Raw genomic sequence first — 26218 nt, forward strand, 5'->3', positions numbered from 1 at the left:
GCGAGATGGGATCAGTCCTTGGCGAGACGGTATTCGCCGGTCTTCGGATCCTTGACCAGCGTTCCCATCGTGCCGTTCGCCGCCTGTTTCTCGGTACGCCGGATCTCGGCCGTCACGCGCTCGGCCTCGCGCACGAAAGCGCGGTAGCAGAAGTAAGCGGCGGCGCCGACAACGGCGAAGAAAACGATCTGCGGCATCTCTAAAACTCCTCCCGCGTTCTCGCGGCAAGGCCGGCTGAATGGGTCAAGCAGCCATGCTAGCTGCAATCATGGCTTTTTCAAAGCCCGAAGCGCGCCCACAATGCGCGCTCTTCCGCCGCATCGATGACGCCGTTTGCGGCAGCGGCGGCGATATCGGGCGCCGAGAAGCGCGAGCCGAACAGGCCGAACCGGCCGAACAGACCGCGCGGCGCGGTGATCAGCCTGAGCTGCGTCTTGTCGCCGAAGCGGGCCTTGAGCACGCTGCGCATATCGCCCAGCGCATCGACGAGGCCGAGCTCGAGGCCTTTCTTGGCGGTCCAGAACAGGCCGGTGAACAGGTCCGGATCGTCCTTCAGCTTGCTGCCGCGCCGCTCCTTGACGAGGTCGATGAAGGTCTCGTGCACGTCGAGCTGCAGCCTCTTCAGCCGCTCGACGTCCTCCTTCTTCTCCGGCTTGAACGGATCGAGCACGGCCTTGTTCTGGCCGGCGGTGTGGACACGCCGCTCGACGCCGATCTTCTTCATCAGCTCGGGGAAACCGAACGAGGCCGAGACCACGCCGATCGAGCCGACGATCGATGACGGGTCGGCAAAGATCTCGTCGCCGGCGACCGCGATCATGTAGCCGCCGGAAGCCGCCACATCCTCGACGAAGACCAGCACTTTCTTGTTCTTCTCCGCCGCCAGGTCGCGGATGCGCTTGAAGATCAGGCGCGACTGCACCGGCGAGCCGCCCGGCGAGTTGATCGAGATGGCGACCGCCGGCGCGTCGAAGCCGAACGCCTTTTCGATGACGCCGGCCGTCGAGGCGAGCGACAGGCTCGGCCGGAACTGGCCGCCGCCGGCCATGATGGCGCCCTGCAGCCGGATGACCGGAATGGTGACGACTGTCGAGCGCCAGGATTTCGGCAGCAGGCGGTTGAAGAGGCGTTTCACGAACGGGTGTCTCCGGTGGAATGCAGAGGAGCAAGGTGAGATCGGTTAAATCGGTAATGTCTCTCAGACGCGACGTATCTTGCTCTGGCATGTAGGAATTCGGCGCCTAACGGCAATGCCGCATCGTGCGCCTGGGATCAATCGCCGAACAGCGACGCCAGACCGTTGTTGATCATTTCCGCCCGCCCCGCCGGTGCGTTGCCGGATGGCCCGTGCAGGATGAGCGGCGGGCGGATCGACAATTTTCCCCTTGCGCCGAGCGCCGCCCTGATGACGATGCGGATCGCCGCCGCGTCCGGCCGGGGATGGACGCACAGCATCTCGGCATCGCCGAAGCGCCCTTCGATCGCGTCGAGGATGGCAACGAGCTGCTCGGGCCGGGCGATGACGGCCAGCCCGCCGCGCGGCCTGGCGACGGCGGCGGCGCTCCTGATCCAGCGCTCGAACAGCCCGTCCTCGCCGACATGCGCCTGCCTGCGCAGCGCGTCCGGGGTCGAGCGATCCTCGGCCGCGTTGAAAGGCGGGTTCATGATGACGAAGTCGAAGAAATTGTCGGTAAGCCCGGCTTCCGCTCGCGCCCGGCCGGTCAGCGTCACGTCGGCCGTCAGCACCGAAGCGCGGTCGCCGAGATGCGCGTTGCCCGGATGCGAAAGCGTGGCGGCGGCGAACCCCGCCATTTCGGTCGAGCGCTCGACGAGCACGGCCCGCGCCGCCGGACAGCGCGACAGCACGGCAAGGGCGGCGGCGCCGGCGCCGGCGCCGAAATCGGCGAGCCGGCCGGAAAAGCCGGACGGCACCGCGGCCGCGAGCATCATGGCGTCCATGCCTGCGCGATGGCCACCCCGGCTCGGCTGCACCAGCCAGAAGCGCCCGCGATGGAAGGCATCGATCGTGTGCGCCGGCGTATCCGGGACGGGGGCGGGGCTGACTGCCATTATTTCTGGCGGATCTCGTTCTCGATGCCGGCATCCTTGAGGATGCGGCGCGCCGCATCGGCCTTCTCGGCGTCGACCATGACACGCTTCTGCAAGAGGCCGATCGACCCTTCGAGCACGCTCATATTCTGGTCGGCGACGAAACAGGCGATGCCGGCATCGCGCATCAGCGATTCGACAAAGGAGATGACGACGGCGTCGTTGGTGCGGACAAGCTCGATCATGGAATGAAAATCGCAGGTTGCGGCGTCCGTGTAAATGTAGGCGGGCACATCGCCGGCAGAGCCGCGCCAATTCGCCTCTTGCCGTGTCCGGTTGTGCCGCCCTAGAGTCGAGTTGGGATTAAGGGTGCCGTCGTGCGCGTCAATTGGGACGGGAGTGATTGTGGTGGGAGTCGTTCTCAACATCGAAGGCAAGCGGGAATCCGCTTCCATCAAGGACCTGATCGATCTGACGGCAGCCGACATGGGTCGCGTCAACGAGCTGATCCTGTCCAAGGCCGGATCCGACGTCGAGATGATCCCGGAGATCGCCAACCACCTGATCTCCTCCGGCGGCAAGCGGCTCAGGCCCATGCTTACCCTCGCGGCCGCGCAAATGTTCGGCTATTCCGGCGAAGGCCATGTCAAGCTCGCGACCGCCGTCGAGTTCATGCACACGGCGACGCTTCTGCATGACGACGTGGTCGACGAGAGCGCGCTGCGTCGCGGCAAGAAGACGGCGCGCATGATCTGGGGCAACCAGGCGAGCGTTCTGGTCGGCGACTTCCTGCTCGGCCAGGCCTTCCGCATGATGGTCGAGGTCGGCTCGCTGGAAGCCCTCGACATCCTGTCGAGCGCCGCTTCCATCATCGCCGAGGGCGAGGTGATGCAGCTTGCCGCCGCCAAGAACCTCGACACCACCGAGGACGAGCATTTCGCCGTCATCAAGGCCAAGACCGCGGCGCTGTTCTCGGCCGCGGCCGAAGTCGGGCCGGTGATCGCCCAGGCCTCGCGCACCGACCGCGCAGCCCTTCGCTCCTACGGCATGAATCTCGGTCTTGCCTTCCAGCTCATCGACGATGCGCTGGACTACGGCGGCTCCAGCAAGGATCTCGGCAAGAATGTCGGTGACGATTTCCGCGAGGGCAAGGTGACGCTGCCGGTGATCCTCGCCTACCGGCGCGGCACCAAGGCCGAGCGCAGCTTCTGGAAGCGCGCCATCGAGGAAAACGTCACCGACGATGCCGGGCTCGAAAAGGCAATCGGCCTGATGGCCCGCCACGGCGCTATCGCCGACACGATCAGCCGCGCGCGCCATTTCGGCGAGATCGCCCGCGACGCGCTGGCGCCGCTGGAGGCAACGCCGCAGAAATCGGCGCTTATCGACGTCATCGATTTCTGCATCAGCCGGGTGAACTGAGCTGACTGCCTTGCAGGCGCTTGCCTGGCATCCGCCGGGCAGGGCGCCTGTGAGTCCCGCGCCGGCCGTCTCGACAAAGGGCGGTTGACCAAATTATCTATAAAATATGGCCAGCACTGAAGACACGATCGCCGTCCGCATCAGTAAGGAACTGGCGGACCGCATCATTTCGGGCGCGATCGAGCCCGGATCGCGCCTGCGGCAGGACCATGTTGCCGAGGAGTTCAACACCAGTCATGTCCCGGTGCGCGAGGCCTTCCGGCGCCTGGAGGCTCAAGGGCTGGCGATCAGCGAGCCTCGGCGCGGCGTGCGCGTCGCCGCTTTCGATCTCGGCGAGGTGAGGGAGGTGGCCGAGATGCGCGCCGCGCTCGAAGTGCTGGCGCTGCGCCATGCGGCGCCGCATCTGACGGCGTCGATCCTCGACCTCGCAGAGGAGGCGACCAAGGCCGGCGACAAATCCCGCGACGTGCGCTCCTGGGAAGAGGCCAATCGCTCCTTCCATCGGCTGATCCTGGCGCCCTGCAACATGCCGCGCCTGCTCTCCACCATCGACGACCTGCACGCGGCAAGCGCGCGCTTCCTGTTCGCGGCCTGGCGCTCGGAATGGGAGACCCGCACCGACCAGGACCACCGCGCGATCCTAAGCGCGCTGAGGCAAGGCAACACCGAATCGGCCGCCGCGACGCTGGGCCGCCACGTGCAATGGATCGGCCAGAAGCCGGTCAAGACCGCTTCCGGCAGGACCCGCGACGCCTTCGCCATCGTGGGCTAGGTTCGGCGGTTGGCCGAAGCCTCTCAGCTTCGTCATCCAGGGGCGGAGCGGGAGCGAAGCGGACGCGCAGACCCGAGGATCCATGCCGTTACCTTTATCGTAGAGTGCGGCGGAGCAGAATTCTGCACGCTTGCAATGCGCCTGCGTAACGGCCTGGGTCTGCGCGCGTCGCTTCGCTCCTTGCTCCGCCCTAGAATGACGAAATCCGTTGTCTGTTCCAGGTCAGCGCTTGCCATTCTTTTTGAAATATGGATTCGATAATAGATGAAGTTCAAAAATTATCTATAATTACACGCCAACCAGGGAAGATACCGTGACCAACGCAGCCATTTCGACCCAAAAACCCTCTTTCAGCCCGTTGCGGCTGCACAGCCGTTCGCTCGCCTGGCAGATCGGCGCCGTGGTCCTCGGTTCGCTGTTCCTGGCGCTGTCGTCCTATATCGAGGTGCCGATGGTGCCGGTTCCGGTAACGATGCAGACCTTCGCCGTGACCCTGGTCGGCGCGCTCTATGGCTGGCGCTTCGGTGCGCTGACCATTGCCGCCTGGCTCGTCGAAGGCGCGGCGGGATTTCCGGTGCTGGCGGGCGGTGCCGCCGGCGTGCAGCACTTCGTCGGTCCGACCGGCGGCTATCTCTTCGCTTTCCCGGTCGTCGGCGCCGTCGTCGGCTGGCTGGCCGAGCGCGGCTGGAACGGCAACCGCCTCATTCTTGCCTTCGCAGCCATGCTGATCGGCAACTTGCTGTGCCTGGTTCTGGGCAGCGCCTGGCTTGCCGTCATGATCGGCGCCGAGAAGGCCGTCACCTTCGGCTTCCTGCCCTTCATCGTCGGCGGCCTGCTTAAGTCGGCGCTGGGCGCGGCAACGCTGAAGCTCTTCTCCACCGGTCGGGCGGAACAGCGCGACCGCTCGTCCGGGACGCGATGACCGTCAGGCTGCGCGCCCATCATCTGCTCTGCCTGCTGACCTATGTCGGCAAGGGCTACTCGCCGGCCTTCACCGCCAATTATGACAAGGTGGTGAAGCGGCTGGGCGAGGGGGAGGCGGTTATGATCGTTTCCGGGCCGGACGACATCTGCGCCCCGCTGCTCGGCGAACCGGAGCCGCACTGCCTGCGCGAGAGCGCCGCCGAGCGGGACGGGCTCGCCGCGCGTGACGTGGGGGCTTTCCTCAACCGGCCGATCCAGGCCGGAGACATGCTCGTGCTGGATGCCTCCAGCCTGGCTGGAATGCGGAAGGCTTTTTCCGCCGGCCTGACGCGCCAGGCGTGCTCCGGCTGCGAATGGTCCGGACTGTGCGACGCGGTTGCCGCCAGCGGATTCAGCGATACTTATCTGTAGGCAATTCGATGCCGGCATATCGGCATCCCGGCCTCCGCGCAAAAGTTTTTCGCTGGCGCGGCATCGTTTTTTAAGCCGGATGATTGCATTGTGATTCGCTGCGGATTGAAGCCCGACCCCAAAAAGGCCATGCTTTGACCGGAAAAGATCGAGTCTGTGGGCGGTCCTCCGAGGGCGGGATCGCGTCTGGCTGAAAGGGATACGATGCGGCAAGGACGTGCGCGCTGGCTGACGAGGCTGGCATTTTTGACCGGTGTGGCGCTTTGGGTGCTGCCGGTCCAGGCCAAGGAAGAGGCCCAACCGCTGCAGATCACGTCGTTCTCGGGCGCCTATCTCGCAGCCCATATCGCCGAAAGCGATAACGATCTCGACGACGCGATTGCTTATTACAAGCAGGCGCTTGCCTTTGCGCCGAACGATAAGGATCTGCAGCAAAGCCTGATGCTGGCCCTCGTCGCGCAAGGCCGCTTCGAGGAATCGCTGGTCTATGCCGACAAGCTGAAGGAAGTGCCGGACGTCGAGCGCTTCTCGCGCCTGGCGCTGGCCATCGATTCCTTCCACAAGAAGGACTACGCCAAGGCGCAGTACTGGCTGAAGCTCTCGCTCGAATCCGATCTCGACCGGTTGCTCTCCGGCGTCATGAACGGCTGGGCCATGGAGGGCGCCGGCAACGCGTCCGAGGCGATGGAGTCCATCGACAAGCTCAAGGGCCCGGACTGGTTCGGCCTGTTCAAATCGTTCCACCGCGCGCTGATCGCCGACGCCGCCGGCCTGAACGACAAGGCCGATGAACTCTACGCCGCCACGCTCGCCGACACCACGGCCGGCGGCTCCGCGCCCGAAACCTGGATGCGCAATGCCCAGGCCTATGCCTCGTTCCTCGTCCGCAAGGGCGACAAATCGAAGGCGCTGGCGGTGTTGAACCAGGCCGAGGCCTTCGCGCCGGGCAAGCTCGAAATCACCACGCTGCGCGACCGCATCGCCAAGGGCGACAAGATCGAGCCGCTCGTCGCCGGCCCAGCCGACGGCGCATCGGAAATCTTGCTCGACCTTGCCACCGCGCTCAACCGCGGCGGCGGCGAGCCTTTCGTGCGGCTCTATCTGCAATATGCGCTGGCGCTGAAGCCGGACAGCGATGCGGCCCTGGTGCAGCTTGCCGCCGTCGCCGAGCAGCTCAAGGACGGCGAGGGCGCCATCGCGCTTTACCGCCGTATTCCGGCCTCCTCGCCGCTGAAGGAGCTTTCCGACCTGCAGCTCGGCCTCAACCTCGCCGATCTCGACAAGCACGACGAGGCGATCGCCCATCTCAAGGCCTATCTCGACAAGCACCCGGACGACATGCGCGCCTATCTGGCGCTCGGCGGCGTCTACGGCTCGAAGGAAGATTTCCGCGCGGCCGCCAATCTCTACGACAAGGCCGTCGAGCAACTGAAAGCGCCGACCGCCGCCAACTGGAACATCTTCTACCAGCGCGGCATCGCCTATGAGCGGCTGAAGGAGTGGCCGAAGGCCGAACCGAACTTCCGCAAGGCGCTGGAGTTGCAGCCCGACCAGCCGCAGGTCATGAACTATCTCGGCTATTCCTGGGTCGACATGAACATGAACCTCAAGGAAGGCCTGGCGATGATCCAGAAGGCCGTGGATCTCAGGCCGAACGACGGCTACATCGTCGATTCATTGGGCTGGGCCTATTACCGGATGGGCCGCTTCGACGACGCCGTGCGCGAGATGGAGCGGGCTGTCTCGCTGAAACCGGAGGATCCGGTCCTCAACGACCATCTCGGCGATGCCTACTGGCGCGTCGGCCGCAAGCTCGAGGCCACCTACCAGTGGAACCAAGCGCGCGATCTGAAGCCGGATCCGGATGTGCTCGCCGCCCTGCAGCAGAAGCTGCTCAAAGGCCTGCCGCCGATCGAGTCCAACACCGCGCAGGAAACCCCCAAGGCGAAGCCGGTGCCGGCGCCCGCGCCGAAAGGCTGAGCGCCGCGGTCCCGATTTTACGGCGGGGCTCTTCGGGGCCCCGCGGCATTTTTCAGAACATCTTCCTGTAGACGACAAACCCGGACTTCTCGCCGACCTTGTCATAGAGCTGCATCGCGGTGTGGTTCGTCTCATGCGTTAGCCAGTAGACGCGGTTCGCACCCGCTTGGCTGGCGCGTTCATAGACGCCTTCGATCAGCGCCCGGCCGACGCCCTGACCGCGCGCGGCCTGTGTGGTGAAGAGATCCTGCAGGTAGCAGCTCGGCGCGATCGATGTGGTCGAGCGATGATAGAGATAGTGGACGAGGCCGAGCAGGTTGCCTTCGCGTTCGGCGACCAGCGCATGCACCGGCTCATAGGCATCGAAGAAACGCGACCACGTCATCTGCGTGATCTCGCCGGCAAGCGCCGTTGGGCCGGAGCGCCCGTAAAACGCGTTATAGCCGTCCCACAGCGGCAGCCATTGCTCGTAGTCCTGCCTTGTGACGGGTCGGACGGTAAGCTGACCGGACATAGCGAAACCCTCTGTCGTTGGAGTGGAACGGAGCAAAGGGCGACCGCCGCTCGACGGCAATGGGCCAGCCGGCCGCAAAGCTTTCCGCCTTGCCGGATGCGAGCCACCGCCTTGACGCTTGCCGACCCGGCAACTAGGGAAGCGTCATCCTGCGCTTTCCGAGGCCGCCGTGACCATCGAGATTCCCGCCCATATGCATCCCAGCCGCTCCTTCCAGGGGCTGATCCTGACCTTGCACAATTACTGGGCGGACTATGGTTGCCTCATCCTGCAGCCTTACGACATGGAGGTCGGCGCCGGCACTTTCCATCCGGCCACCACCTTGCGCGCGCTGGGCCCCTTGCGCTGGAACGCCGCTTACGTCCAGCCCTCGCGCCGGCCGAAGGACGGCCGCTACGGCGAGAACCCCAACCGGCTGCAGCATTATTACCAGTATCAGGTGATCCTGAAGCCCAATCCGCCGAACCTGCAGGAGCTCTATCTCGGCTCGCTGGAAGCGATCGGCGTCGACCCGCTGCTGCATGACATCCGCTTCGTCGAGGACGACTGGGAGAGCCCGACGCTGGGTGCCTGGGGGCTTGGCTGGGAATGCTGGTGCGACGGCATGGAAGTCTCGCAGTTCACCTATTTCCAGCAGGTCTGCGGCATCGAATGCGCGCCGGTGGCGGGCGAGCTGACCTATGGTCTCGAACGGCTGGCCATGTATGTGCAGGGCGTCGACAATGTCTACGACCTGAACTTCAACGGCCGCGAAGGCGCCGAGAAGGTCACCTACGGCGATGTCTTCCTGCAGGCCGAGCAGGAATATTCGCGCCACAATTTCGAATTCGCCAACACCGCGATGCTGCTGAGGCACTTCGAGGACGCCGAGGCCGAGTGCAAGGCGCTGCTCGATGCCGGCATGCCGAAGCCGAGCGACAATCTGGCGATGCACCGCATGGTCTTTCCGGCCTACGACCAGTGCATCAAGGCAAGCCATGTCTTCAACCTGCTCGACGCGCGCGGCGTGATCTCGGTCACCGAGCGGCAAAGCTATATCCTGCGTGTGCGCAATCTGGCCAAGGCCTGCGGCGAGGCGTTCCTGAAGACGCGGGCTGGCGGGCTGGCGGCGGCTTAAGCCGACACGGATTTCACGGTCTCGATGGCGGCGGCGGCCGGCAACGCGATCTGCGCCGACGCGCCGTCGATCGTGCGCATGGCCTGCCTGACCCCCGGCATCGTGATGGTGCCATGCGCCTGGGCGGCGAAGCAGGCGCTGAGCGCCAGGATCTGCAGGGTTCTCGATGCCGTCTTCATCGTCGTTCAGCCAATAGGTCTCTGCCTGAGCGTTTGTCGCTTCAGCGCAGCGTTCGGTTCATGGGATGGTCTGCTCCAAGGACGGGCAACTCCGCGCCGTCCCGACAGCAGGCCGAAAAATTCCGTGGAATCGCTTGAAGAGGCGATCTGCTAGCGGGGTGACAGCGGCCGGCCGAGTTGCTATTTCCCGCCCATTCGTTACGGCGCTGACGCGCTGGCCCTGCCCATCAAGGGGAGGGTGGGAGCCTAATCATGCCTGACCTACTGCTAGAACTTCGCTCGGAAGAGATTCCCGCCCGCATGCAGCGCAAGGCTGCCGGCGACCTCAGGAAGATGCTGACCGATGGTCTGGTCGAGGCGGGTCTCACCTATGAGGCGGCGCGCGAATATTGGACGCCGCGGCGGCTGGCCCTCGACATCCGTGGCTTGACGGCGCGCTCGAAGGACATCCGCGAGGAGATCAAGGGGCCGTCTACCACGGCGCCCGAGCAGGCCGTGCAGGGCTTCCTGCGCAAGGCCGGCCTGTCATCGATCGCTGACGCCCATGTCCATTCCGACCCGAAGAAGGGCGACTTCTACGTCGCCCACATTTCGAAGCCGGGCCGGGCGGCCGAAGAGATCATCGCCGAGCTGGTGCCGGGCATCATCAAAAGCTTCCCTTGGCCGAAATCGATGCGCTGGGGGCCGGCCTCGGCGAAACCCGGCTCGCTGCGCTGGGTGCGGCCGCTGCAGTCGATCGTCTGCACCTTCGGCCCGGAGACCGAGGAGCCGGTGGTGGTCGATTTCGAGATCGACGGCATCCGCGCCGGCAACGTCACCTATGGTCATCGCTTCCATGCGCCGGGCCCCATCACCGTGCGCCGCTTCGACGACTATGTAGCGAAGCTGGAGGCGGCCAAGGTCGTGCTCGATGCCGACCGGCGCAAGGAGATCATCCTGGCCGACGCCGGCAACATCGCCTTCGCCAACGGCCTCGACCTTGTCGAGGACGAAGGCTTGCTGGAGGAAGTCTCCGGCCTGGTGGAATGGCCGGTCGTGCTGATGGGCGAGTTCGAGCAGGATTTCCTCACCATTCCGGGCGAGGTCATCCGCCTCACCATCCGCGCCAACCAGAAGTGCTTCGTCACCCGGCCGCACGGCGCGAGCGAGGACCTGTCGAACCGCTTCATCCTGGTCGCCAATATCGAGGCGAGCGATGGCGGCAAGGAGATCGCCTACGGCAACGGCAAGGTGGTGCGCGCCCGCCTGTCCGACGCGCTCTATTTCTGGAAGACCGACCAGAGCGATTTGCCCGACCTTGATCAGCTGAAGGAATCGGCGGCGACGTTCGGCCTCGATTTGAGGAAGCCGCTCGACCAGCGCATGGCGCGGCTCGATCATCTGAACGTGACCTTCCATGCCAAGCTCGGCACGCAAGGGCAGCGCGTGGAGCGCATTAAGAAGTTGGCGGAAGAACTGGCTCCGGTCGTCGGTGCCGACAGTGCGCTCGTCGCCCGTGCGTCGGTACTCGCCAAAGCCGATCTGCAGACCGAAGTGGTCGGCGAGTTTCCGGAATTGCAGGGCGCCATGGGTCGCAAATACGCGCTGCTGCAGGGCGAGCATGCATCCGTGGCCGCGGCCGCCGAGGAACACTACAAGCCACAAGGTCCGTCCGACCGCGTGCCGACTGATCCGGTCTCGGTTGCCGTCGCGCTTGCCGACAAGCTCGACACGCTGACCGGCTTCTGGGCGATCGATGAAAAGCCCACCGGCAGCAAGGACCCGTTCGCTTTGCGCCGCGCCGCGCTCGGCGTGGTCAGAATCCTCATCGAGAACCGGATTCGTCTGGCGCTGACGTCGGTTTTCGCCAAGGCTTTTGCAAATTTCAAAGCCGGCGCGGATCAGTCATCCGATCTCCTCGCCTTCTTCCATGACCGTCTGAAAGTCTATCTGCGTGACAGCGGTGCACGACACGACTTGATCGATGCCGTGCTGTCAGCGGGTTCGCGCCCGACCTCCCCCCTTGTGGGGGAGATGTCGGCGAAGCCGACAGAGGGGGGCGCTGTTCCGCCGGCCTCTCATTCTGTCGCGCCCCCCTCTGCCCTGCCGGGCATCTCCCCCACAAGGGGGGAGATCGGCCAATCGCCTAACGACGACCTGCTGCAGATCGTGCGTCGCGTCGAGGCGCTGGGTTCCTTGCTCGACACAGATGAGGGCAAGAACCTGCTTGCCGGCACCAAGCGCGCCGCCAACATCCTGGCCGCCGAAGAGAAGAAGAAAACGCTGGTCGCCCAGGCTGTTGAGCCGGCGCTGTTTCGCGAGGGCGCGGAAAAGAAGCTCTTTGCCGCGGTGAATCAGGCCGAGAAGGAAGCCGGCCAAGCAATTCAAAACGAAGATTTTTCCGCCGCCATGCTGGCGCTTAGCGTTTTGCGCGAACCGGTTGATTCATTCTTTGAACGTGTTCTCGTGAATGATGAGGACCAGGCCGTGCGCGCCAACCGCCTGGCGCTGCTTGCCCGTATCCGCGCCGCCACCGACCAGGTCGCGGATTTTTCAAAAATCGTCGGCTGACGGCGCAGAAATCGCGTCTCACATCGAGGCGGTGTAATCTACATCGCCTTGCCGACGCGCGGCAATGACGGGGCACTTTGCGGTTGCGCGCCGCCCGATGCGTTGGCTGTCGCGGCCGGCTGGCTGGCGGTTTTGCTGCTGCTGTTCGAAGCGGATGCCGTGCCGTTAGCGGGCGTTGCCGGCGACGTGCCGTTTGCCGGCGCGGTGGCGGCGGGTGTGGTCGTCGGCGTTGCGGGCTTGGCCGCTGCGGCCGCCGCGGGCGTTGCGAAAGCGCCGCCGACAACGCCGCCGCGAATGATCATGGGGGCCTGCCGGTGCCTGGAGTTTTCGGGAATCGCCGCGACCTTTTCGTCGGTGACGGCGGGCATAGGATCGCCCAGCGCTATCATCGACGGCGTCGAGGCCGCGGACAGCTTGGCCGGCTCGATCGCATTCAGCCTGACCACCGAAGGCGTCGAAGTCGAGGGTCCGACCACGACGATCGACGAGGCATACGCCGCGCCGTTCATCGCCAGAAGACCGATACCGAACGCTCCAAGCAGACGCATCACGACAACTCCCAAGCCCGCAACCGCATCGAACCCGCACCCTAAGCAGGTTCCGCAAGTGACCCACGGTTTTGCGATCAGAACCTGCGAAAACCCAGGGAACCTAAACAGATATTCGTGGGGATACCCCCATGAATATCTGTTTAGGGCCGGCAGATTGAGGCCGCCTTGCGCGGAAACTTAACATTTTAGGGATTGATGAATCGCCAATGCATGCTCTTGCCGGATGGAAGCGACCGTATTACGGGACCGGCATGTCTAAAGCGCGTCGCGTTGAAACGGATTCAATCGACGCGCTTTAGGTTTTGTTTCATGCATGTTGTTGTCCTAAGGCCGCTGCACACTTTTTGGGCAACATGCATCAGGACTGGTGGCGAATTTGGCTGAGATACTGGCGGCCGGCGAGGCTATGGAGCAGGCATTGGCGCTGCTCGAAGGCGGCGACGTCATCGCCATCCCGACCGAGACGGTTTACGGCCTGGCGGGCGATGCGACCAGCGGCGTTGCCGTGGCGCGCATTTTCGAGGCCAAGGGCCGGCCGCGCTTCAACCCGCTGATCGCCCATGTCGCAAATCGCGCGATGGCGGACCGTATCGCCGGCTTCGATCCGCTCTCGGCAAAATTGGCAGAAGCCTTTTGGCCCGGCCCGCTGACGCTGGTGCTGCCGCAGCGCGCCGACGGCGGCATTCATCCGCTGGTCACCGCGGGGCTGGACACGATCGCGCTGCGCATGCCGCGCGGCTTCGGCGGCGAACTGATCGCGCGGCTCGGCCGGCCGCTCGCAGCCCCCAGCGCCAATTCTTCAGGCAGGATCAGCGGCACGACAGCGCAAGCGGTCGCCGCCGACCTCGGCGACAGGATCAAGCTGGTCGTCGATGGCGGCGCGACGCCGGTCGGCCTGGAATCGACCATCCTCAAGGTCGAGAACGGCAAGCTGCGGCTGCTGCGGCCCGGCGGCATCGGCGCCGAGGAGATCGAGGCGGTGGCCGGTGCGAAATTGTCGCGCGGCGCCGGCGGCATCGAGGCCCCGGGCATGCTCGCCTCGCATTACGCGCCCGGCGCCGCGATGCGGCTCAATGTCGGAAGGATTGCCGAGGGCGAGGCGTTGCTGGCCTTCGGCCGCAACCGCGCCGAGGGCTGGGAACGGGCCGTTGCACTGCGCAACCTTTCCGAGGGAGGCGACCTGCGCGAGGCGGCCAGCAACCTGTTCGCCTTCATGCGGGCGCTCGACCGCGTCGGCGCCGCGACCATCGCCGTCGAGCCGATCCCGTCCGAGGGTCTGGGCGAGGCGATCAATGACCGGCTTGCCCGCGCCGCCGCGCCGCGTGACAAGACCGCTTGAGCCTATCTCTGTGTTTTGATGCAATTCCGGGCGGAACCGCTTCGCACTTTTCCTGGAATTGCTCTAGGTTCTGACCCATGAACGATCAGCCCTTCGACCTCGACCCTGCCGTCATCGACCGCTTCGCGGCGATCGTCGGCGACAAATATGCGTTGCGCGATCAGGCCGACATCGCGCCTTACATCACCGAGCGGCGTGGCCTTTGGCACGGCCGCACATCGCTGGTGCTGAGGCCCGGCAGTGTCGAGGAAGTGAGCCGCATCATGCGGCTTGCGACCGAGACCGGAACGCCGGTCGTGCCGCAGAGCGGCAACACAGGACTGGTCGGCGCCCAGGTGCCGGACAAATCCGGACACGACATCGTGCTGTCGCTGTCGCGGTTGAACCGCATCCGCGAGATCGACGTCCTGTCGAATACGGTGACCGTCGAGGCCGGCGTCATCCTGCAGACGCTGCAGGAAGCGGCCGACGCCGCCGACCGGCTGTTTCCGCTGTCGCTCGCCGCGCAAGGGTCCTGCCAGATCGGCGGCAATCTTTCTTCCAACGCGGGCGGTACCGGAGTGCTTGCCTATGGCAATGCGCGCGAGCTCTGCCTCGGCGTCGAGGTCGTGCTGCCGACCGGCGAGGTGTTCGACGATTTGCGCAAGCTGAAGAAGGACAACACCGGCTACGATCTGAAGAACCTCTTCGTCGGCGCCGAAGGCACGCTCGGCGTCATCACCGCCGCGGTAATGAAACTGTTCCCGAAGCCGAAGGGCAGGGAGGTCGCCTTTGCCGGCCTGCCGTCGTCCCCGAAAGACGCGCTGTCGCTGTTTACCCTGGCTATGGACCGCGCCGGCGCTTCGCTCACCGCTTTCGAGCTTATCGCCAGAAGGCCCTACGATTTCACGCTCAAGTATGGGCAAGGCATCACCAGGCCGCTGGCCGACGACTGGCCGTGGTATGTGCTGATGCAGGTTTCTTCCGGCCGTTCCGAAGAGGACGGCAAGGCGCTGATCGAGGAGATACTTTCAGCGGGCCTCGAGCAAGGCATCGTCGGCGACGCGGTGGTGTCGGCAAGCCTGGCCCAGGGCGACGCCTTCTGGAATTTCCGCGAGACGCTTCCCGAATGCCAGAAGCCGGAGGGCGCCTCGATCAAGCACGACATCTCGGTGCCGATCGCCTCGATCCCCGAGTTCATCGAAAAGGCGGCCGGCGTGGTGGAAGGGGTCTGCCCCGGCGCGCGCGTGGTCTGCTTCGGCCACATGGGCGACGGCAATCTTCACTACAACATCTCGCGCCCGGTGGATTGGCAGGACGAGCCGTTCCTTGAGCTCTATCATCCCATGAACAAGGCCGTGCACGATGTCGTGCGCTCCTTCCACGGCTCGATTTCGGCCGAGCACGGCATCGGCCAGCTGAAGCGCGACGAGCTGATCGCCACGGCGCCGCCGATGGCGATCGATCTGATGCGCCGCGTGAAGGCGGCCTTCGATCCGGCCGGCATCATGAATCCCGGTAAGGTTATCTGATCCTTCTTACATCCGGTGGCCGGTCGCATTCCGATAACCATCGCCGAGATCAGCAAAATTTAACCGACTTTCTTAAGCGCGCCGGTAAGGAGCGAGCGCTAATATTTCTTCCCATAACGAGGCCGGAAAAACCGGCCCTGAGAGAACCGGAAAAGCGGCCCTCAGGACTAACAGGGAAGACATCGATGAACACTGGACTGAAGCCAGTCTGGGCCGGGCGCAACATGCGTCTCGACCCGTTTCGCCTGCCGCAGATGGTGAGCTATGCCACCCGCGACGACTATGGCGATGTGACCTTCACCATCGATCAGCGCGGCGCCGTGATCCGCCGTGTGCTGGAGATGAGCGGCGTGCCGGCGATCATCGCGCTGCCCGCCAAGGCGTTCCGCGGCGTCGCCGCCCGCGCCATGGAGGATCCGGACGGCAACGTCACCGTGACGCTCGAGCTCCTGCACAATGATCCGATGCTGTCGGTGCCGCTCTTGGTCGCCGACGACCTTGAGGACGTCGCCGCGGACTGGCGCGCATGGGCCGACGCCTATCGCCTGCCGATGCTTTTGATCGAGGCCGACGGCATCGCCCGCACGCTGGAAGAATCGCTCGGCGCCGCCATCAAGGCGCTGCCGCCGCAGGAGCGCCGCAAGGGCCGTGTCTCCACCATGCGCCGCCCGCGCTTCCTCGCCCGCCGCAAGGCCGGCAACCTGGGCCTGAGGCTCGTCATCGACGGCCAGGAGATCATTGCAAGGGAGTAGGCTGCACCGCTACACCAGCGGCTTCAGCCATATCCACACCGACCCGCCGATCAGGCCGAGGAAGATCAGCCAGCCGACCTGGTTGTTCGACTTGAACAGCTTTAGGCACTGGTCCGGATTGTTGATGTCGAGCCGGATGATCTGGCGCGCCATATGCGCGCCGGCGGCGATCAGCCCGGCCAGCGCCACGATCGGCGCCTGCGCCGAAGCGAAGGCGATCGCGAAGCAGATCAGCGCGCCGCCATAGAGCCCGGTGAGCCACATCTTGGTGTTGTCGCCGAACAGCCGCGCCGTCGAGCGCACGCCGACGATGGCGTCGTCTTCCTTGTCCTGATGCGCGTAGATCGTGTCGTAGCCGATCACCCACAGGATCGAGCCGATATAGAGCATGATCGCCGGATCATCGATGTCGCCGAACTCGACCGCCCACCCCATCAGCGCGCCCCAGGAGAAGGCGAGCCCCAGCACGAATTGCGGCCAGTTGGTGATGCGCTTCATGAAGGGATAGACCGCGACGATCGCCAACGAGGCGATGCCGAGCGGAATGGCGAAGCTATTGAACTGCAACAGCACGGCCAATCCCACCAGCGCCTGGATGATGACGAATGCCCAGGCCTGTCGGCGGGTCACCTTGCCCGCGGGCAGCGGCCGCGAGCGCGTGCGCTCGACCTGGTTGTCGATGTCCTCGTCCGCGAGGTCGTTATAGGTGCAGCCGGCGCCGCGCATGGCGACGGCGCCGATGAAGAACAGCAACAAATACCAGGGCGCCGGAAGCAGCGTCAGCAGCGGGTCGGTCGGGCGCGGATAGGCGCCCGCGGCAAGTGCCGCCGACCACCAGCAGGGCCACAACAGCAGTTGCCAGCCGATCGGCCGGTCCCAGCGCGCGAGCTGCGCATAGGGCCAGACCCAGCGCGGCAGCACCCGGTACACCCAATGGCCGCTCGGCGCATCGGCGACACGGCCCTGGATCACTTTCGACTGGACGGTTTCCATCATGTTGAAGTGACAGTCGCGCGTGGCGCCGTCAAGCGGCCGCGATGTCGCTCAAGCAGTGAAAACATCGTGACCGGCAAACCAGGCCTTGGCGACGTCGATGAAGGCCGTGGCCGCCTTCGACAGGCGCTGGCGCGTGTCATGGGTCAGGATGATGCGCTGCATCGGCAGCGGGTCGGAGAGTGGCTTTAAGACCAGCGGCAGCCCGTCATAGCTGCGGTCGCCATGGGGCCTGGTATAGCTGACCGCGACGCCGAAGCCGTTGGCCACCATGGAGCGCTGCAATTCGAACGAACTCGTCGTCGCCCTGGCGATCGGCGACAGGCCGCGGCTGAGGAAGAGGTCCAGCATATGCTGCCAGCTATGCGGCTGGTCGGTGGTGATCAGCGGATGCTGGGCAAGCTCGGCCAGGCTGACGGCATGCTTGTCGGCAAGCTCATGGCCGGCGGGCAGAAGCGCGTGCGGCCGCAACTCATGCAGCAGGATGCGCTTGAAATGACCTGGAAGGCCGAGATCGTAGGTGAGGCCGAGATCGATGGCGCTGTCGGCGAGCCGCCGCCCCAGCGTCTCGAAGGTCTCGTCGCCGATGACAACGGTGACGGCCGGGCAGCGCTCGGCAAAGGCGCGCATCAGCGCCGGCGCGAAATAGGGCGCCAGGTCCTCGAAGCAGCCGAGCACAAGTTCGCCGCCAATATCGGCGGCGCGCGAACCGAGCGCGGCAAGCTCGTCCGCCTCGCCCAGCACCTGCCTCGCCTTGGTGACAGCCTTGCGCCCGAAGGATGTCAGCGCAACGCCGCTGCCGCGCTGGCGCACGAACAGTTTCTGGCCAAGCGCGTCCTCGACATTATCGATCGCCACCGAGATCGACGGCTGCGACACGTTCAGCGCCTGGGCCGCCGCGGTCACGCTGCCATAGCGGGCGACGGCAACGACATAGCGCAACTGGGTGAGGGTCAGTCTCATAGGGAAAAACTATAAAGTAGATGACAAGTTATTATTTTACGCGATGTCGGGCGCTTGCGATAGTCAATTACCCAAGCAAGGAGAGCGCCATGGCCAGCCCGAACATCGATGCCTCGACGATTGCCGATTACCAGCGCGACGGCGCGGTCTGCATACGGGGCGCCTTCAAGCACTGGGTCGACGTCATTGCCGACGGCATTGAGCGCAATATGCACAACCGCAGCGCCACCGCCTCCGACATCGCCGGCGGCAAGGGCAGCTTCTTCGACGATTACTGCAACTGGGAGCGGATCCCGGAATTCGTCAGGATCGTGCGCGAATCGCCGGCCGCCGAGCTCGCCGCCGCGGTCATGCAGTCGCGCAGCGCGCAGTTCTTCCACGATCACGTCCTGGTCAAGGAGCCCGGCACGCAGAAGCCGACGCCCTGGCACCAGGACATCCCCTATTACTTCGTCGACGGCAGCCAGACGGTGAGCTTCTGGATTCCGATCGATCCGGTGAAGGAAGCGACGCTCAGGCTGATCGCCGGCTCGCACAAATGGGAAAAGATGGTGCTGCCGGTGCGCTGGCTGAATGACGACAATTTCTATGCCGGCGAGGGCGACTATCTGCCGGTGCCTGATCCCGACAATGATCCCTCGATGAAGGTGCTCGAATGGGAGATGGAGCCGGGCGACGCCATCCTGTTCGACTTCCGCACGGCCCACGGCGCGCGCGGCAATTTGACCTCGGCTAGGCGCCGGGCGCTGTCGCTGCGCTGGGTCGGCGACGACGCGCATTATGTCGAACGCCCCGGCCGCACCTCGCCTCCCTATCCAGGCCACGACATGAAGCCCGGCCAGAAGCTGCGCGAGGACTGGTTCCCGGTCATCTACCAGAGCTGAGCTGTCCTTCGGGGGGTCGTTTCTCCCGGCCGTCGGAGGCTCGGGACATGTCCATCGGCCTTGATGAGGTCCATGTTCCCGTGCGCAATTGGCGCCAATTTGCCAAGACGCCTTGACCCGCCGCCCGCGGACCAATAGCGGGTTCGGGGAGACGATCAGCAAGAGGTGGCCATGAACGTTCTTCTTCTCGGCTCGGGCGGCCGCGAACATGCGCTCGCCTGGAAGATGTCCGCCTCGCCGCTGCTGACGAAGCTCTACGCCTCGCCCGGCAACCCGGGCATCGGACGCGTCGCCGAACTGGTGAAGCTCGACGTCGCCGACCATTCCGCCGTCGCGTCCTTCTGCCTGGAAAAGAAGATCGACCTGGTCGTGGTCGGCCCGGAAGGCCCGCTGGTCGCCGGCATCGCGGATGATCTGCGCGCCTGGGGCATCCGGGTCTTCGGTCCGTCAAAGGCCGCGGCAAGGCTCGAGGGCTCGAAGGGCTTCACCAAGGATCTTTGCGCCAAATTCAACATTCCGACCGCCGCCTATGGCCGCTTCGGCGATCTCGCCTCGGCGAAAGCCTATGTCGAGAAGACCGGCGCGCCGATCGTCATCAAGGCCGACGGGCTTGCCGCCGGCAAGGGCGTTACCATCGCCATGACGCTCGATGAGGCGAATGCCGCGCTGGAGGCCTGTTTCGACGGCGCCTTCGGCGTCGCCGGCGCCGAGGTCGTGGTCGAGGAATATCTCATCGGCGAGGAAGCGAGCTTCTTCTGCCTGTGCGACGGCGCCACGGCGCTGCCCTTCGGTACCGCACAGGACCACAAGCGCGTCGGCGACGGCGACACCGGGCCGAACACCGGCGGCATGGGCGCCTATTCGCCGGCGCCGGTGATGACACCCGAGATGACCGAGCGCACCATGCGCGAGATCATTGAGCCGACCATGCGCGGCATGGCCAATCTTGGCGCGCCCTTCGCCGGCATCCTCTTCGCCGGCCTGATGATCACCGACCAAGGGCCGAAGCTCATCGAATACAACACCCGTTTCGGCGACCCCGAATGCCAGGTGCTGATGATGCGGCTGAAGGACGACCTGCTCGTCCTGCTCAACGCCGCCGTCGATGGCCAGCTCGCGCATATGTCTATCCGCTGGAGCGACGAGACGGCATTGACCGTGGTGATGGCGGCAAGGGGTTATCCCGGCACGCCGGAAAAGGGCTCCGTCATCCGCGGCCTCGACGAGGCCGAGCGTGATGGCGCCCAGATTTTCCACGCCGGGACCGCCATCAATGGCGGCGCGCTGGTCGCCAATGGCGGTCGCGTGCTCAACGTCACCGCGCTCGGCAAGACTGTAGGCGAGGCCCAGGCGAGGGCCTACGCGGCGATCGACCGGATCGACTGGCCGCAGGGCTTCTACCGCCACGACATCGGCTGGCGCGCCGTCGAGCGCGAGAAGGCCAGCGGCTGATATCGGCTGGCGAGTGCCGGAAAGTCAGCGCTTGGCGCTGTCGAGCGTGGTCGAGGCGGTGCTGACCGGATCCGCTGCGGCGAAGGCCGCGTCGATCTGCTCGGGCGTGCGCTGTCCGGAGCGTTGCCAGGCGACATATTGCACGATGCCGAAAATGGCGCGCCGCGGCACCGTCTTCACCACCGGCATGCGGAACCCGTCGCGGAATTTCTCCCAGCGCGCGCCGAGCACGGCGACCATTTCCTCCACGGTCGGCGGCGTCGCCACATCGGCATAGGTGATCGTGACCTTGCCGGCGAGGGCTTTTTCGCGCGGTATCGGCACCGGGATCGAGGCAAGGTAGTCGGCCGGCACGTCGAGCAGCCCGCCGAAGGCCCATTGCCGGCGCAACTCGTCGGCGCTCATCGGCGCGACGCTGACATCAATGTCGTTGGGCGTGCCGGGCACGCGGTAGGGGCAGGAGAAATGGCCGCAATTGGCCTGCGCCGAGAACTGCCAGAGCGCATAACCCTGCCAGTTGCCCATCGGGAAATGCACGTCGATGTCCGGCTTGTAGCGCGCATACCACAGCGGCAGCCGCGACAGGAGCCGATACTGGTAGCGGTTGTCGGCGATATACTGGGCGGTCTTGCCGTTGACGTAGAGCACGGGGAAGCGGCCGAGGCGGCGATGCACCTGGCGCACGAATTCCTCGGCGTCGTCCAGCGACATCCATTGCGTAGGGTCAATGCCTTCGATGTCCAGGGCCATCAGCTCATCCGGCGCCGGCTCGGCGAAATCGATGAAATTGTTGGCCTGCTCGACCGGGTTGCCGGGACGGGCCAGGTGATAGGCGCCCCATTTCAGGCCGAGCGCCTTGGCCACGACCTTGCGCGTCTGGAACAATTCACGCGTCACCGCATAGCGCTTCCATTGCGCCTTGCAGAGTTTGACGTCCGCCTCTGCGCCGAAGCAGACATAGGGCGGCGGCAGCCCATCGGACGCCTTGTTGATGAAGCCGGCGATGCGCTTGTCGGTGACGAGCTGCTGCCAGTCGATCGAATTGTATTCGTAGGCGTCGATCACCAGCGGGCGGTCGGCATTCTTCCACGGCTCGGAGAAATCCGAGGCCTGTGCCGCCGTGCCTAGCGCAATCGCCGTAGCGAGAAGCGCCAGGCGGCGAAGAGGGCGCGCCGGCTTTTTCAATCAGGGTGTCCCCACTGACCAGTGAACGATCCTGAACCGCTATGGTTAAGGAATTGCTTTCAAAACATCGGCTTGCTTCGGTCCGCATCGAAACGTCAAAAAAGTATCGGTCGGGTGGACAAGCCGTGGTGGCAGGCGCTTCAATTGCCGCCTAAGCTTCAATCAGGGTGGCCAGTGGGAAGACACGGACCCACCTGACGAAGCGCAGCAACCGGTCAAAAGACCGGACCCGCGCGGGGAGGAAAATGAAGATGAATCCGGACCTGGAAGTCGTCCAGATCAGACAGGGAGAGTCGTTCAAGGCCTGGGCCCACGGCTACCCTTTCCGCACCGTGCGCTGGCACTTCCATCCCGAATACGAATTGCATCTGGTCGTCGCCACCACCGGCCGTTATTTCGTCGGCGACTTCATCGGCGAGTTCGAGCCGGGCAATCTCGTTCTCACCGGGCCTAATTTGCCGCACAACTGGGTCAGCGACGTGCCGCCGGGCGAGACCGTGCCGCTGCGCGGCCGTGTCGTGCAGTTCTCGGAGGAATTCATCGCCGGCGCTTCCGCCGCCTTGCCCGAACTTGCGGCCTGCGCCGGTATCCTCGAAACCAGCCGCCGCGGCGCGTTGTTCTCGCCGGCGACGGCTGAGCTCGTGGCGCCGCTCCTGGCGGAACTGACCGAGGCGCAGGGCGTTCGCCGGCTGTCGCTGTTTATGGCCGTGCTCGATATATTGAACCGCGCCGGCGACGTCCGCACGCTGGCCAGCGCGGGCTATCTGCCCGACCCCTCCGGCTTCATGTCGGCCGGCATCAACCAGGCGCTCGCCTATATCAACTGCCATTTGACCGAGCCGTTCAGCGAAGGCACGCTGGCGGAGATCGCCGGGCGCAGCCCGAGCGCCTTCTCGCGCAGCTTCCGCCGCCACACCGGAATGGCGCTGGTGCAATATGTCAACCGGCTGCGTATCAACCTTGCCTGCCAGCTCTTGATGAGCGAGGCGCAGATGTCGATCACTGAAATCTGCTACGCCGCCGGCTACAACAACATCTCGAATTTCAACCGCCAGTTCCTGGCGCAGAAAGGCATGTCGCCTTCGCGCTTCCGGGCCTTGCTGGCTGAGAACATCAACGCGGAGATTGCCGCCTAACAGGGAGGAAGCGGGAGGAGCCTAAAGCGGTTTCGGTCAGAGGGATCTTTCGTCCTGAATCGCACCAACAAAGAAACAATCAGGGAAGGAAAGACGCGGGGTGCAGGGCACCCTGTGCTGGGGTTCGTTTGCCCGAAATCCAGCACATTCAGGAGGAGGTCTGCGTGGTCGATCGGGATATCGATCCTGAGCCGCTGATAACATTCCTCCCAACAGTTCGACATGCAGTCAAGGCCGGCGCGCCGTCCACCGCGCAGGTCCTCGTGAAACCATTTCTCGAAACGGAGACATTCGAATGACCAGATATGCTTGGAAATCGCCGTTCGCCTTGAAATCGACAATCGCGGCCGTTTTCGCGGTCTCGCTGCTCGGCAGCACCGCGGCTTTCGCCGATACCGTCACCGACGCTACGGTTGCCTTCCTGATGCCCGACCAGGCGTCGACCCGCTACGAGCAGCACGACTATCCCGGCTTCGTCGCCGAGATGAAGAAGCTCTGCCCGGGCTGCAAGGTGATCTACCAGAACGCCGATGCCGATGCGGCGCGCCAGCAGCAGCAGTTCAATTCGGTGATCTCGCAGGGCGCTAAGGCGATCGTGCTCGATCCCGTGGATTCGACCGCCGCCGCCTCGCTGGTGAAGCTCGCGCAGAGCCAGGGCGTCAAGGTGATCGCCTACGACCGGCCCATCCCGACGGCGCCCGCCGATTTCTACGTGTCCTTCAACAATGAAGGCATCGGCAAGGCCATCGCCGACTCGCTGGTCGAGCACCTCAAGGCTCTGAAAGTCGACCCGGCCGGCGGCGGTCTGCTGCAGATCAACGGCTCGCCGACCGACGCGGCCGCCGGCCTGATCAAGAAGGGCATCCACGAAGGCCTCGACAACAGCGGCTATCCGATCCTGGCCGAGTTCGACACGCCGGAATGGGCGCCGCCGAAGGCACAGCAATGGGCGAGTGGACAGATCACCCGCTTCGGCGCCAAGATCCTCGGCGTCGTCGCCGCCAATGACGGCACCGGCGGCGGCGCGATCGCCGCCTTCAAGGCAGCAGGCGTCGATCCGGTTCCGCCGGTGACCGGCAACGACGCGACGATCGCGGCGCTGCAGCTGATCATCGCCGGCGACCAGTACAACACCATCTCCAAGCCGAGCGAGATTGTTGCGGCCGCCGCGGCCAACGTGGCCGTCAAGCTGTTGTCTGGCGAGAAGCCGAAGGCCGAGATGACGCTTTACGACACGCCCTCGCAGCTCTTCACGCCGGCGGTGGTGACTAAGGAGAACCTCAAGGCCGAGATCATCGACAAGAAGATCAACACGGCGGCCGAGCTCTGCGTCGACCGCTATGCCGAGGGCTGCAAGAAGCTCGGCATCACCAACTGATCATAGGACATCCGGCCGCCCCTCGGCGGCCGGATGTCCGGGAAACGACTGTCAAGAAAGGCGGCGCATGAGTGAGAGTCTTGAAAGGTCGGCTTCCGTCGGCGAGCTGGTGCTCAGCCTGCGCGGCATATCGAAGAATTTCGGCGCCGTTTCGGCGCTGACCGATATCGATTTCGACGTCCATGCCGGCGAGGTCGTCGCGCTGGTTGGCGACAACGGCGCCGGTAAGTCGACGTTGGTGAAGATCCTTGCCGGCGTGCACCAGCCGAGCTCGGGAACGATCAATTTCCGCGGCCAGCCGGTCACGCTGCCCGACCCGCGCGTGGCGCTGACGCTCGGCATCGCCACGGTCTTCCAGGATCTGGCGCTCTGCGAGAATCTCGACGTCGTCGCCAACATCTTCCTCGGCAATGAGCTCAGTCCGCTGCGGCTGGACGAGGTGGCGATGGAGATGCGGGCCTGGACGCTGCTCAACGAATTGTCGGCGCGCATCCCGAGCGTGCGCGAGGCGGTCGCCTCGCTGTCCGGCGGCCAGCGCCAGACGGTCGCCATCGCGCGCTCGCTGCTGCTCGAGCCGAAGCTCATCCTGCTCGACGAGCCGACCGCAGCCCTCGGCGTCGCCCAGACGGCGGAAGTGCTCAATCTCATCGACCGCGTCCGCGCGCGCGGCCTCGGCGTCGTCATGATCAGCCACAACATGGAGGACGTCCGCGCCGTTGCCGACCGCATCGTGGTGCTCAGGCTGGGGCGCAACAACGGCGTCTTCGAGCCCGACGCCTCGAACCAGGATCTGGTAAGCGCCATCACCGGCGCCTCCAACAACGCGGTGTCGCGCCGCGCCGAGCGCCTGCGCATGGAGCGCGATCACAGCGGCGGCGCACAAGCTGGGGAGCACCGCCCGTGACGGCAGAGAAAAGCACCTCCGCCCCGCTGGCGCTCGATCGCGCCGATGCGCGCGTCAAGCATGAAGCAGGCGTCGCCGGAGCGGTCCGCGCCTTCCTAGACCGCGTGCGCAGCGGCGATCTCGGCTCGCTGCCGGTCATCGTCGGCCTCGTCGTCATCTGGACCGTGTTCACCAGCCTCAACCCGGTCTTCGTTTCCAGCAGCAATCTGGTCAATCTCCTGTTCGACTGCTCGACGGTCGGCGTCATCGCTCTCGGCATCGTCTGCGTGCTGATGGTCGGCGAGATCGACCTCTCGGTAGGCTCGATCAGCGGCTTCGCCTCGGCGCTGGTCGGCACGCTCTGGGTCAACCAGGGCTGGCCGGTCGCGCTCGCCATCATCGCGGCGCTCGCCTTCGGCGCCCTGATCGGCTCGCTCTATGCCCTTTTGTTCAACCGTCTGGGCATGCCGAGCTTCGTTTCGACGCTGGCCGGCCTGCTCGCGGTGCTTGGCATGCAGCTCTACATCCTCGGCTCCACCGGCTCGATCAACTTGCCATACGGCTCCGCCTTGGTGGATTTCGGCCAGTTGATGGTGATGCCGAAATGGGTCTCGCACACGCTGGCTGCGATCCCCGGCCTGGCGATGCTGGTCAGCGGGCTTCGCACCTTCGCGCGCCGCCGCGCGGCCAACCTGTCGACGCCGTCCGTGGCCGGGCTCATCCTGCGCGTGGCCGTCATAACCGTCGGCCTCGAGCTGATCGTCGCCTACCTCAACCAGTCGCGCGGTATCCCGTGGATGTTCGGCCTGTTCGTCGGCCTCGTCGTGGCGATGAACTATGCGCTGACCCGGACCAAATGGGGGCGTTCGATGACCGCCGTCGGCGGCAACCGCGAGGCGGCGCGCCGCGCCGGCATCAAGGTGCGCGCCATCTATCTCAGCGCCTTCGCACTATGCTCGCTCTTCGCCGCGCTCGGCGGCGTGCTTGCGGCCGCCAGGCTTGCTTCCGCCAGCCAGCAGGCCGGCACCGGCGACGTCAACCTGAACGCCATCGCGGCCGCGGTCATCGGCGGAACCAGCCTGTTCGGCGGCCGCGGCAGCGCCTATTCCGCGCTGCTCGGCATCATCGTCATCCAGTCGATCGCCAGCGGGCTGACGCTGCTCGATCTGTCCTCGTCGCTTCGTTACATGATCACCGGTGCCGTTCTGGCCATCGCCGTGATCGTCGACTCCCTCGCGCGCCGTTCCCGTGCTTCGCACGGCCGCGCCTGAAC

26 protein-coding genes are annotated in these 26218 nt (G+C 65.1%); 16 read left to right on the top strand and 10 right to left on the bottom strand.

Annotated elements, in window-relative coordinates; genetic code table 11:
- Nucleotides 1-11: 11 nt before the first annotated feature.
- From FJW06_RS03775 to FJW06_RS03790, 4 genes are all read right to left on the bottom strand, one after another.
- Entirely contained in the window at nucleotides 12-197 is a 186-nt protein-coding gene (locus FJW06_RS03775) for a hypothetical protein (protein WP_140748226.1), read from the bottom strand.
- Between the two features lie 80 nt (nucleotides 198-277).
- Nucleotides 278-1135 (bottom strand): S49 family peptidase, encoded by an 858-nt coding sequence (locus FJW06_RS03780; RefSeq protein WP_140748229.1) that lies wholly within the window; start codon nucleotides 1133-1135, stop codon nucleotides 278-280.
- A gap of 137 nt (nucleotides 1136-1272) precedes the next feature.
- On the bottom strand, nucleotides 1273-2070 hold the full coding sequence (locus FJW06_RS03785) for a methyltransferase (protein ID WP_140748232.1): 798 nt from the start codon (nucleotides 2068-2070) through the stop codon (nucleotides 1273-1275).
- Entirely contained in the window at nucleotides 2070-2294 is a 225-nt protein-coding gene (locus FJW06_RS03790) for a DUF2007 domain-containing protein (RefSeq protein ID WP_127875481.1), read from the bottom strand. Before FJW06_RS03790 ends, FJW06_RS03785 begins: the two co-directional genes overlap by 1 nt.
- Nucleotides 2295-2457: 163 nt before the next feature.
- On the opposite strand from FJW06_RS03790, the gene FJW06_RS03795 reads away from it, so the two are divergent.
- From FJW06_RS03795 to FJW06_RS03815, 5 genes are all read left to right on the top strand, one after another.
- Nucleotides 2458-3471 (top strand): polyprenyl synthetase family protein, encoded by a 1014-nt coding sequence (locus FJW06_RS03795; RefSeq protein WP_140748777.1) that lies wholly within the window; start codon nucleotides 2458-2460, stop codon nucleotides 3469-3471.
- Nucleotides 3472-3577: 106 nt separating this feature from the next.
- Nucleotides 3578-4243 (top strand): GntR family transcriptional regulator, encoded by a 666-nt coding sequence (locus FJW06_RS03800; RefSeq protein ID WP_140748235.1) that lies wholly within the window; start codon nucleotides 3578-3580, stop codon nucleotides 4241-4243.
- Nucleotides 4244-4556: 313 nt separating this feature from the next.
- Complete coding sequence (locus FJW06_RS03805) at nucleotides 4557-5165, top strand: biotin transporter BioY (RefSeq protein ID WP_140748238.1); 609 nt, start codon at nucleotides 4557-4559, stop codon at nucleotides 5163-5165.
- On the top strand, nucleotides 5162-5578 hold the full coding sequence (locus tag FJW06_RS03810; protein ID WP_140748241.1) for a DUF1284 domain-containing protein: 417 nt from the start codon (nucleotides 5162-5164) through the stop codon (nucleotides 5576-5578). The genes FJW06_RS03805 and FJW06_RS03810 overlap by 4 nt, the downstream gene beginning before the upstream one ends.
- Before the next feature lie 204 nt (nucleotides 5579-5782).
- Nucleotides 5783-7558, top strand: coding sequence for a tetratricopeptide repeat protein (locus FJW06_RS03815; RefSeq protein WP_140748244.1), 1776 nt, complete (start codon nucleotides 5783-5785; stop codon nucleotides 7556-7558).
- A 52-nt stretch (nucleotides 7559-7610) separates the two neighbouring features.
- Here the strand turns inward: FJW06_RS03815 and FJW06_RS03820 are convergent, their stop codons facing one another.
- Complete coding sequence (locus FJW06_RS03820; RefSeq protein ID WP_140748246.1) at nucleotides 7611-8072, bottom strand: GNAT family N-acetyltransferase; 462 nt, start codon at nucleotides 8070-8072, stop codon at nucleotides 7611-7613.
- A gap of 193 nt (nucleotides 8073-8265) precedes the next feature.
- On the opposite strand from FJW06_RS03820, the gene FJW06_RS03825 reads away from it, so the two are divergent.
- Nucleotides 8266-9189 carry a glycine--tRNA ligase subunit alpha gene (locus FJW06_RS03825; RefSeq protein ID WP_181178143.1) on the top strand — a complete coding sequence of 308 codons (924 nt, stop codon included), beginning with the start codon at nucleotides 8266-8268 and terminating at the stop codon, nucleotides 9187-9189.
- Here the strand turns inward: FJW06_RS03825 and FJW06_RS03830 are convergent.
- Complete coding sequence (locus FJW06_RS03830; protein WP_140748252.1) at nucleotides 9186-9368, bottom strand: hypothetical protein; 183 nt, start codon at nucleotides 9366-9368, stop codon at nucleotides 9186-9188. The two genes, FJW06_RS03825 and FJW06_RS03830, sit on opposite strands and share 4 nt — an antisense overlap.
- Before the next feature lie 252 nt (nucleotides 9369-9620).
- Here FJW06_RS03830 and glyS point away from each other — a divergent pair, with 252 nt between their 5' ends.
- Complete coding sequence (glyS, locus tag FJW06_RS03835; protein ID WP_140748255.1) at nucleotides 9621-11918, top strand: glycine--tRNA ligase subunit beta; 2298 nt, start codon at nucleotides 9621-9623, stop codon at nucleotides 11916-11918.
- A gap of 38 nt (nucleotides 11919-11956) precedes the next feature.
- On the opposite strand, the gene FJW06_RS03840 is transcribed toward glyS, so the two are convergent.
- Nucleotides 11957-12469: a hypothetical protein gene (locus tag FJW06_RS03840; protein ID WP_181178126.1), complete on the bottom strand. Its 513-nt coding sequence runs from the start codon at nucleotides 12467-12469 to the stop codon at nucleotides 11957-11959.
- A 376-nt stretch (nucleotides 12470-12845) separates the two neighbouring features.
- Between FJW06_RS03840 and FJW06_RS03845 the strand changes: the two genes are divergently transcribed.
- The 3 genes from FJW06_RS03845 to FJW06_RS03855 all read left to right on the top strand — a co-directional run bounded on the left by FJW06_RS03845 (nucleotide 12846) and on the right by FJW06_RS03855 (nucleotide 16071).
- Nucleotides 12846-13808, top strand: a complete 963-nt coding sequence (locus FJW06_RS03845; RefSeq protein WP_181178127.1) for an L-threonylcarbamoyladenylate synthase — start codon at nucleotides 12846-12848, stop codon at nucleotides 13806-13808.
- A gap of 77 nt (nucleotides 13809-13885) precedes the next feature.
- Nucleotides 13886-15319, top strand: a complete 1434-nt coding sequence (locus FJW06_RS03850) for an FAD-binding oxidoreductase (protein WP_140748258.1) — start codon at nucleotides 13886-13888, stop codon at nucleotides 15317-15319.
- 185 nt (nucleotides 15320-15504) lie between these two features.
- Nucleotides 15505-16071, top strand: coding sequence for a DUF6101 family protein (locus FJW06_RS03855; protein WP_140748261.1), 567 nt, complete (start codon nucleotides 15505-15507; stop codon nucleotides 16069-16071).
- A gap of 9 nt (nucleotides 16072-16080) precedes the next feature.
- On the opposite strand, the gene ubiA is transcribed toward FJW06_RS03855, so the two are convergent.
- Complete coding sequence (gene ubiA / locus FJW06_RS03860; protein ID WP_140748786.1) at nucleotides 16081-17064, bottom strand: 4-hydroxybenzoate octaprenyltransferase; 984 nt, start codon at nucleotides 17062-17064, stop codon at nucleotides 16081-16083.
- Between the two features lie 51 nt (nucleotides 17065-17115).
- Nucleotides 17116-18027, bottom strand: a complete 912-nt coding sequence (locus tag FJW06_RS03865; protein ID WP_140748264.1) for a LysR family transcriptional regulator — start codon at nucleotides 18025-18027, stop codon at nucleotides 17116-17118.
- Nucleotides 18028-18116: 89 nt separating this feature from the next.
- Here FJW06_RS03865 and FJW06_RS03870 point away from each other — a divergent pair, with 89 nt between their 5' ends.
- The gene (locus FJW06_RS03870; protein WP_140748267.1) at nucleotides 18117-18911 is read left to right on the top strand and encodes a phytanoyl-CoA dioxygenase family protein; all 795 of its coding nucleotides are present in this window, start codon (nucleotides 18117-18119) and stop codon (nucleotides 18909-18911) included.
- A 171-nt stretch (nucleotides 18912-19082) separates the two neighbouring features.
- Nucleotides 19083-20363: a phosphoribosylamine--glycine ligase gene (gene purD / locus FJW06_RS03875; RefSeq protein WP_140748270.1), complete on the top strand. Its 1281-nt coding sequence runs from the start codon at nucleotides 19083-19085 to the stop codon at nucleotides 20361-20363.
- 24 nt (nucleotides 20364-20387) lie between these two features.
- Here the strand turns inward: purD and FJW06_RS03880 are convergent, their stop codons facing one another.
- Nucleotides 20388-21548, bottom strand: a complete 1161-nt coding sequence (locus FJW06_RS03880; protein WP_140748273.1) for a glycoside hydrolase family 25 protein — start codon at nucleotides 21546-21548, stop codon at nucleotides 20388-20390.
- A 251-nt stretch (nucleotides 21549-21799) separates the two neighbouring features.
- Here FJW06_RS03880 and FJW06_RS03885 point away from each other — a divergent pair, with 251 nt between their 5' ends.
- From FJW06_RS03885 to FJW06_RS03900, 4 genes are all read left to right on the top strand, one after another.
- Entirely contained in the window at nucleotides 21800-22684 is an 885-nt protein-coding gene (locus FJW06_RS03885) for an AraC family transcriptional regulator (RefSeq protein WP_140748789.1), read from the top strand.
- A 295-nt stretch (nucleotides 22685-22979) separates the two neighbouring features.
- Nucleotides 22980-24062: a sugar ABC transporter substrate-binding protein gene (locus FJW06_RS03890; protein WP_140748276.1), complete on the top strand. Its 1083-nt coding sequence runs from the start codon at nucleotides 22980-22982 to the stop codon at nucleotides 24060-24062.
- A 67-nt stretch (nucleotides 24063-24129) separates the two neighbouring features.
- Nucleotides 24130-24966 carry an ATP-binding cassette domain-containing protein gene (locus FJW06_RS03895; protein ID WP_140748279.1) on the top strand — a complete coding sequence of 279 codons (837 nt, stop codon included), beginning with the start codon at nucleotides 24130-24132 and terminating at the stop codon, nucleotides 24964-24966.
- Nucleotides 24963-26216 (top strand): sugar ABC transporter permease, encoded by a 1254-nt coding sequence (locus FJW06_RS03900; protein WP_140748282.1) that lies wholly within the window; start codon nucleotides 24963-24965, stop codon nucleotides 26214-26216. Before FJW06_RS03895 ends, FJW06_RS03900 begins: the two co-directional genes overlap by 4 nt.
- The last annotated feature ends 2 nt before the right edge of the window (nucleotides 26217-26218 follow it).

It is taken from the genome of Mesorhizobium sp. B4-1-3 (assembly GCF_006439355.1).
Lineage (GTDB): Bacteria > Pseudomonadota > Alphaproteobacteria > Rhizobiales > Rhizobiaceae > Mesorhizobium.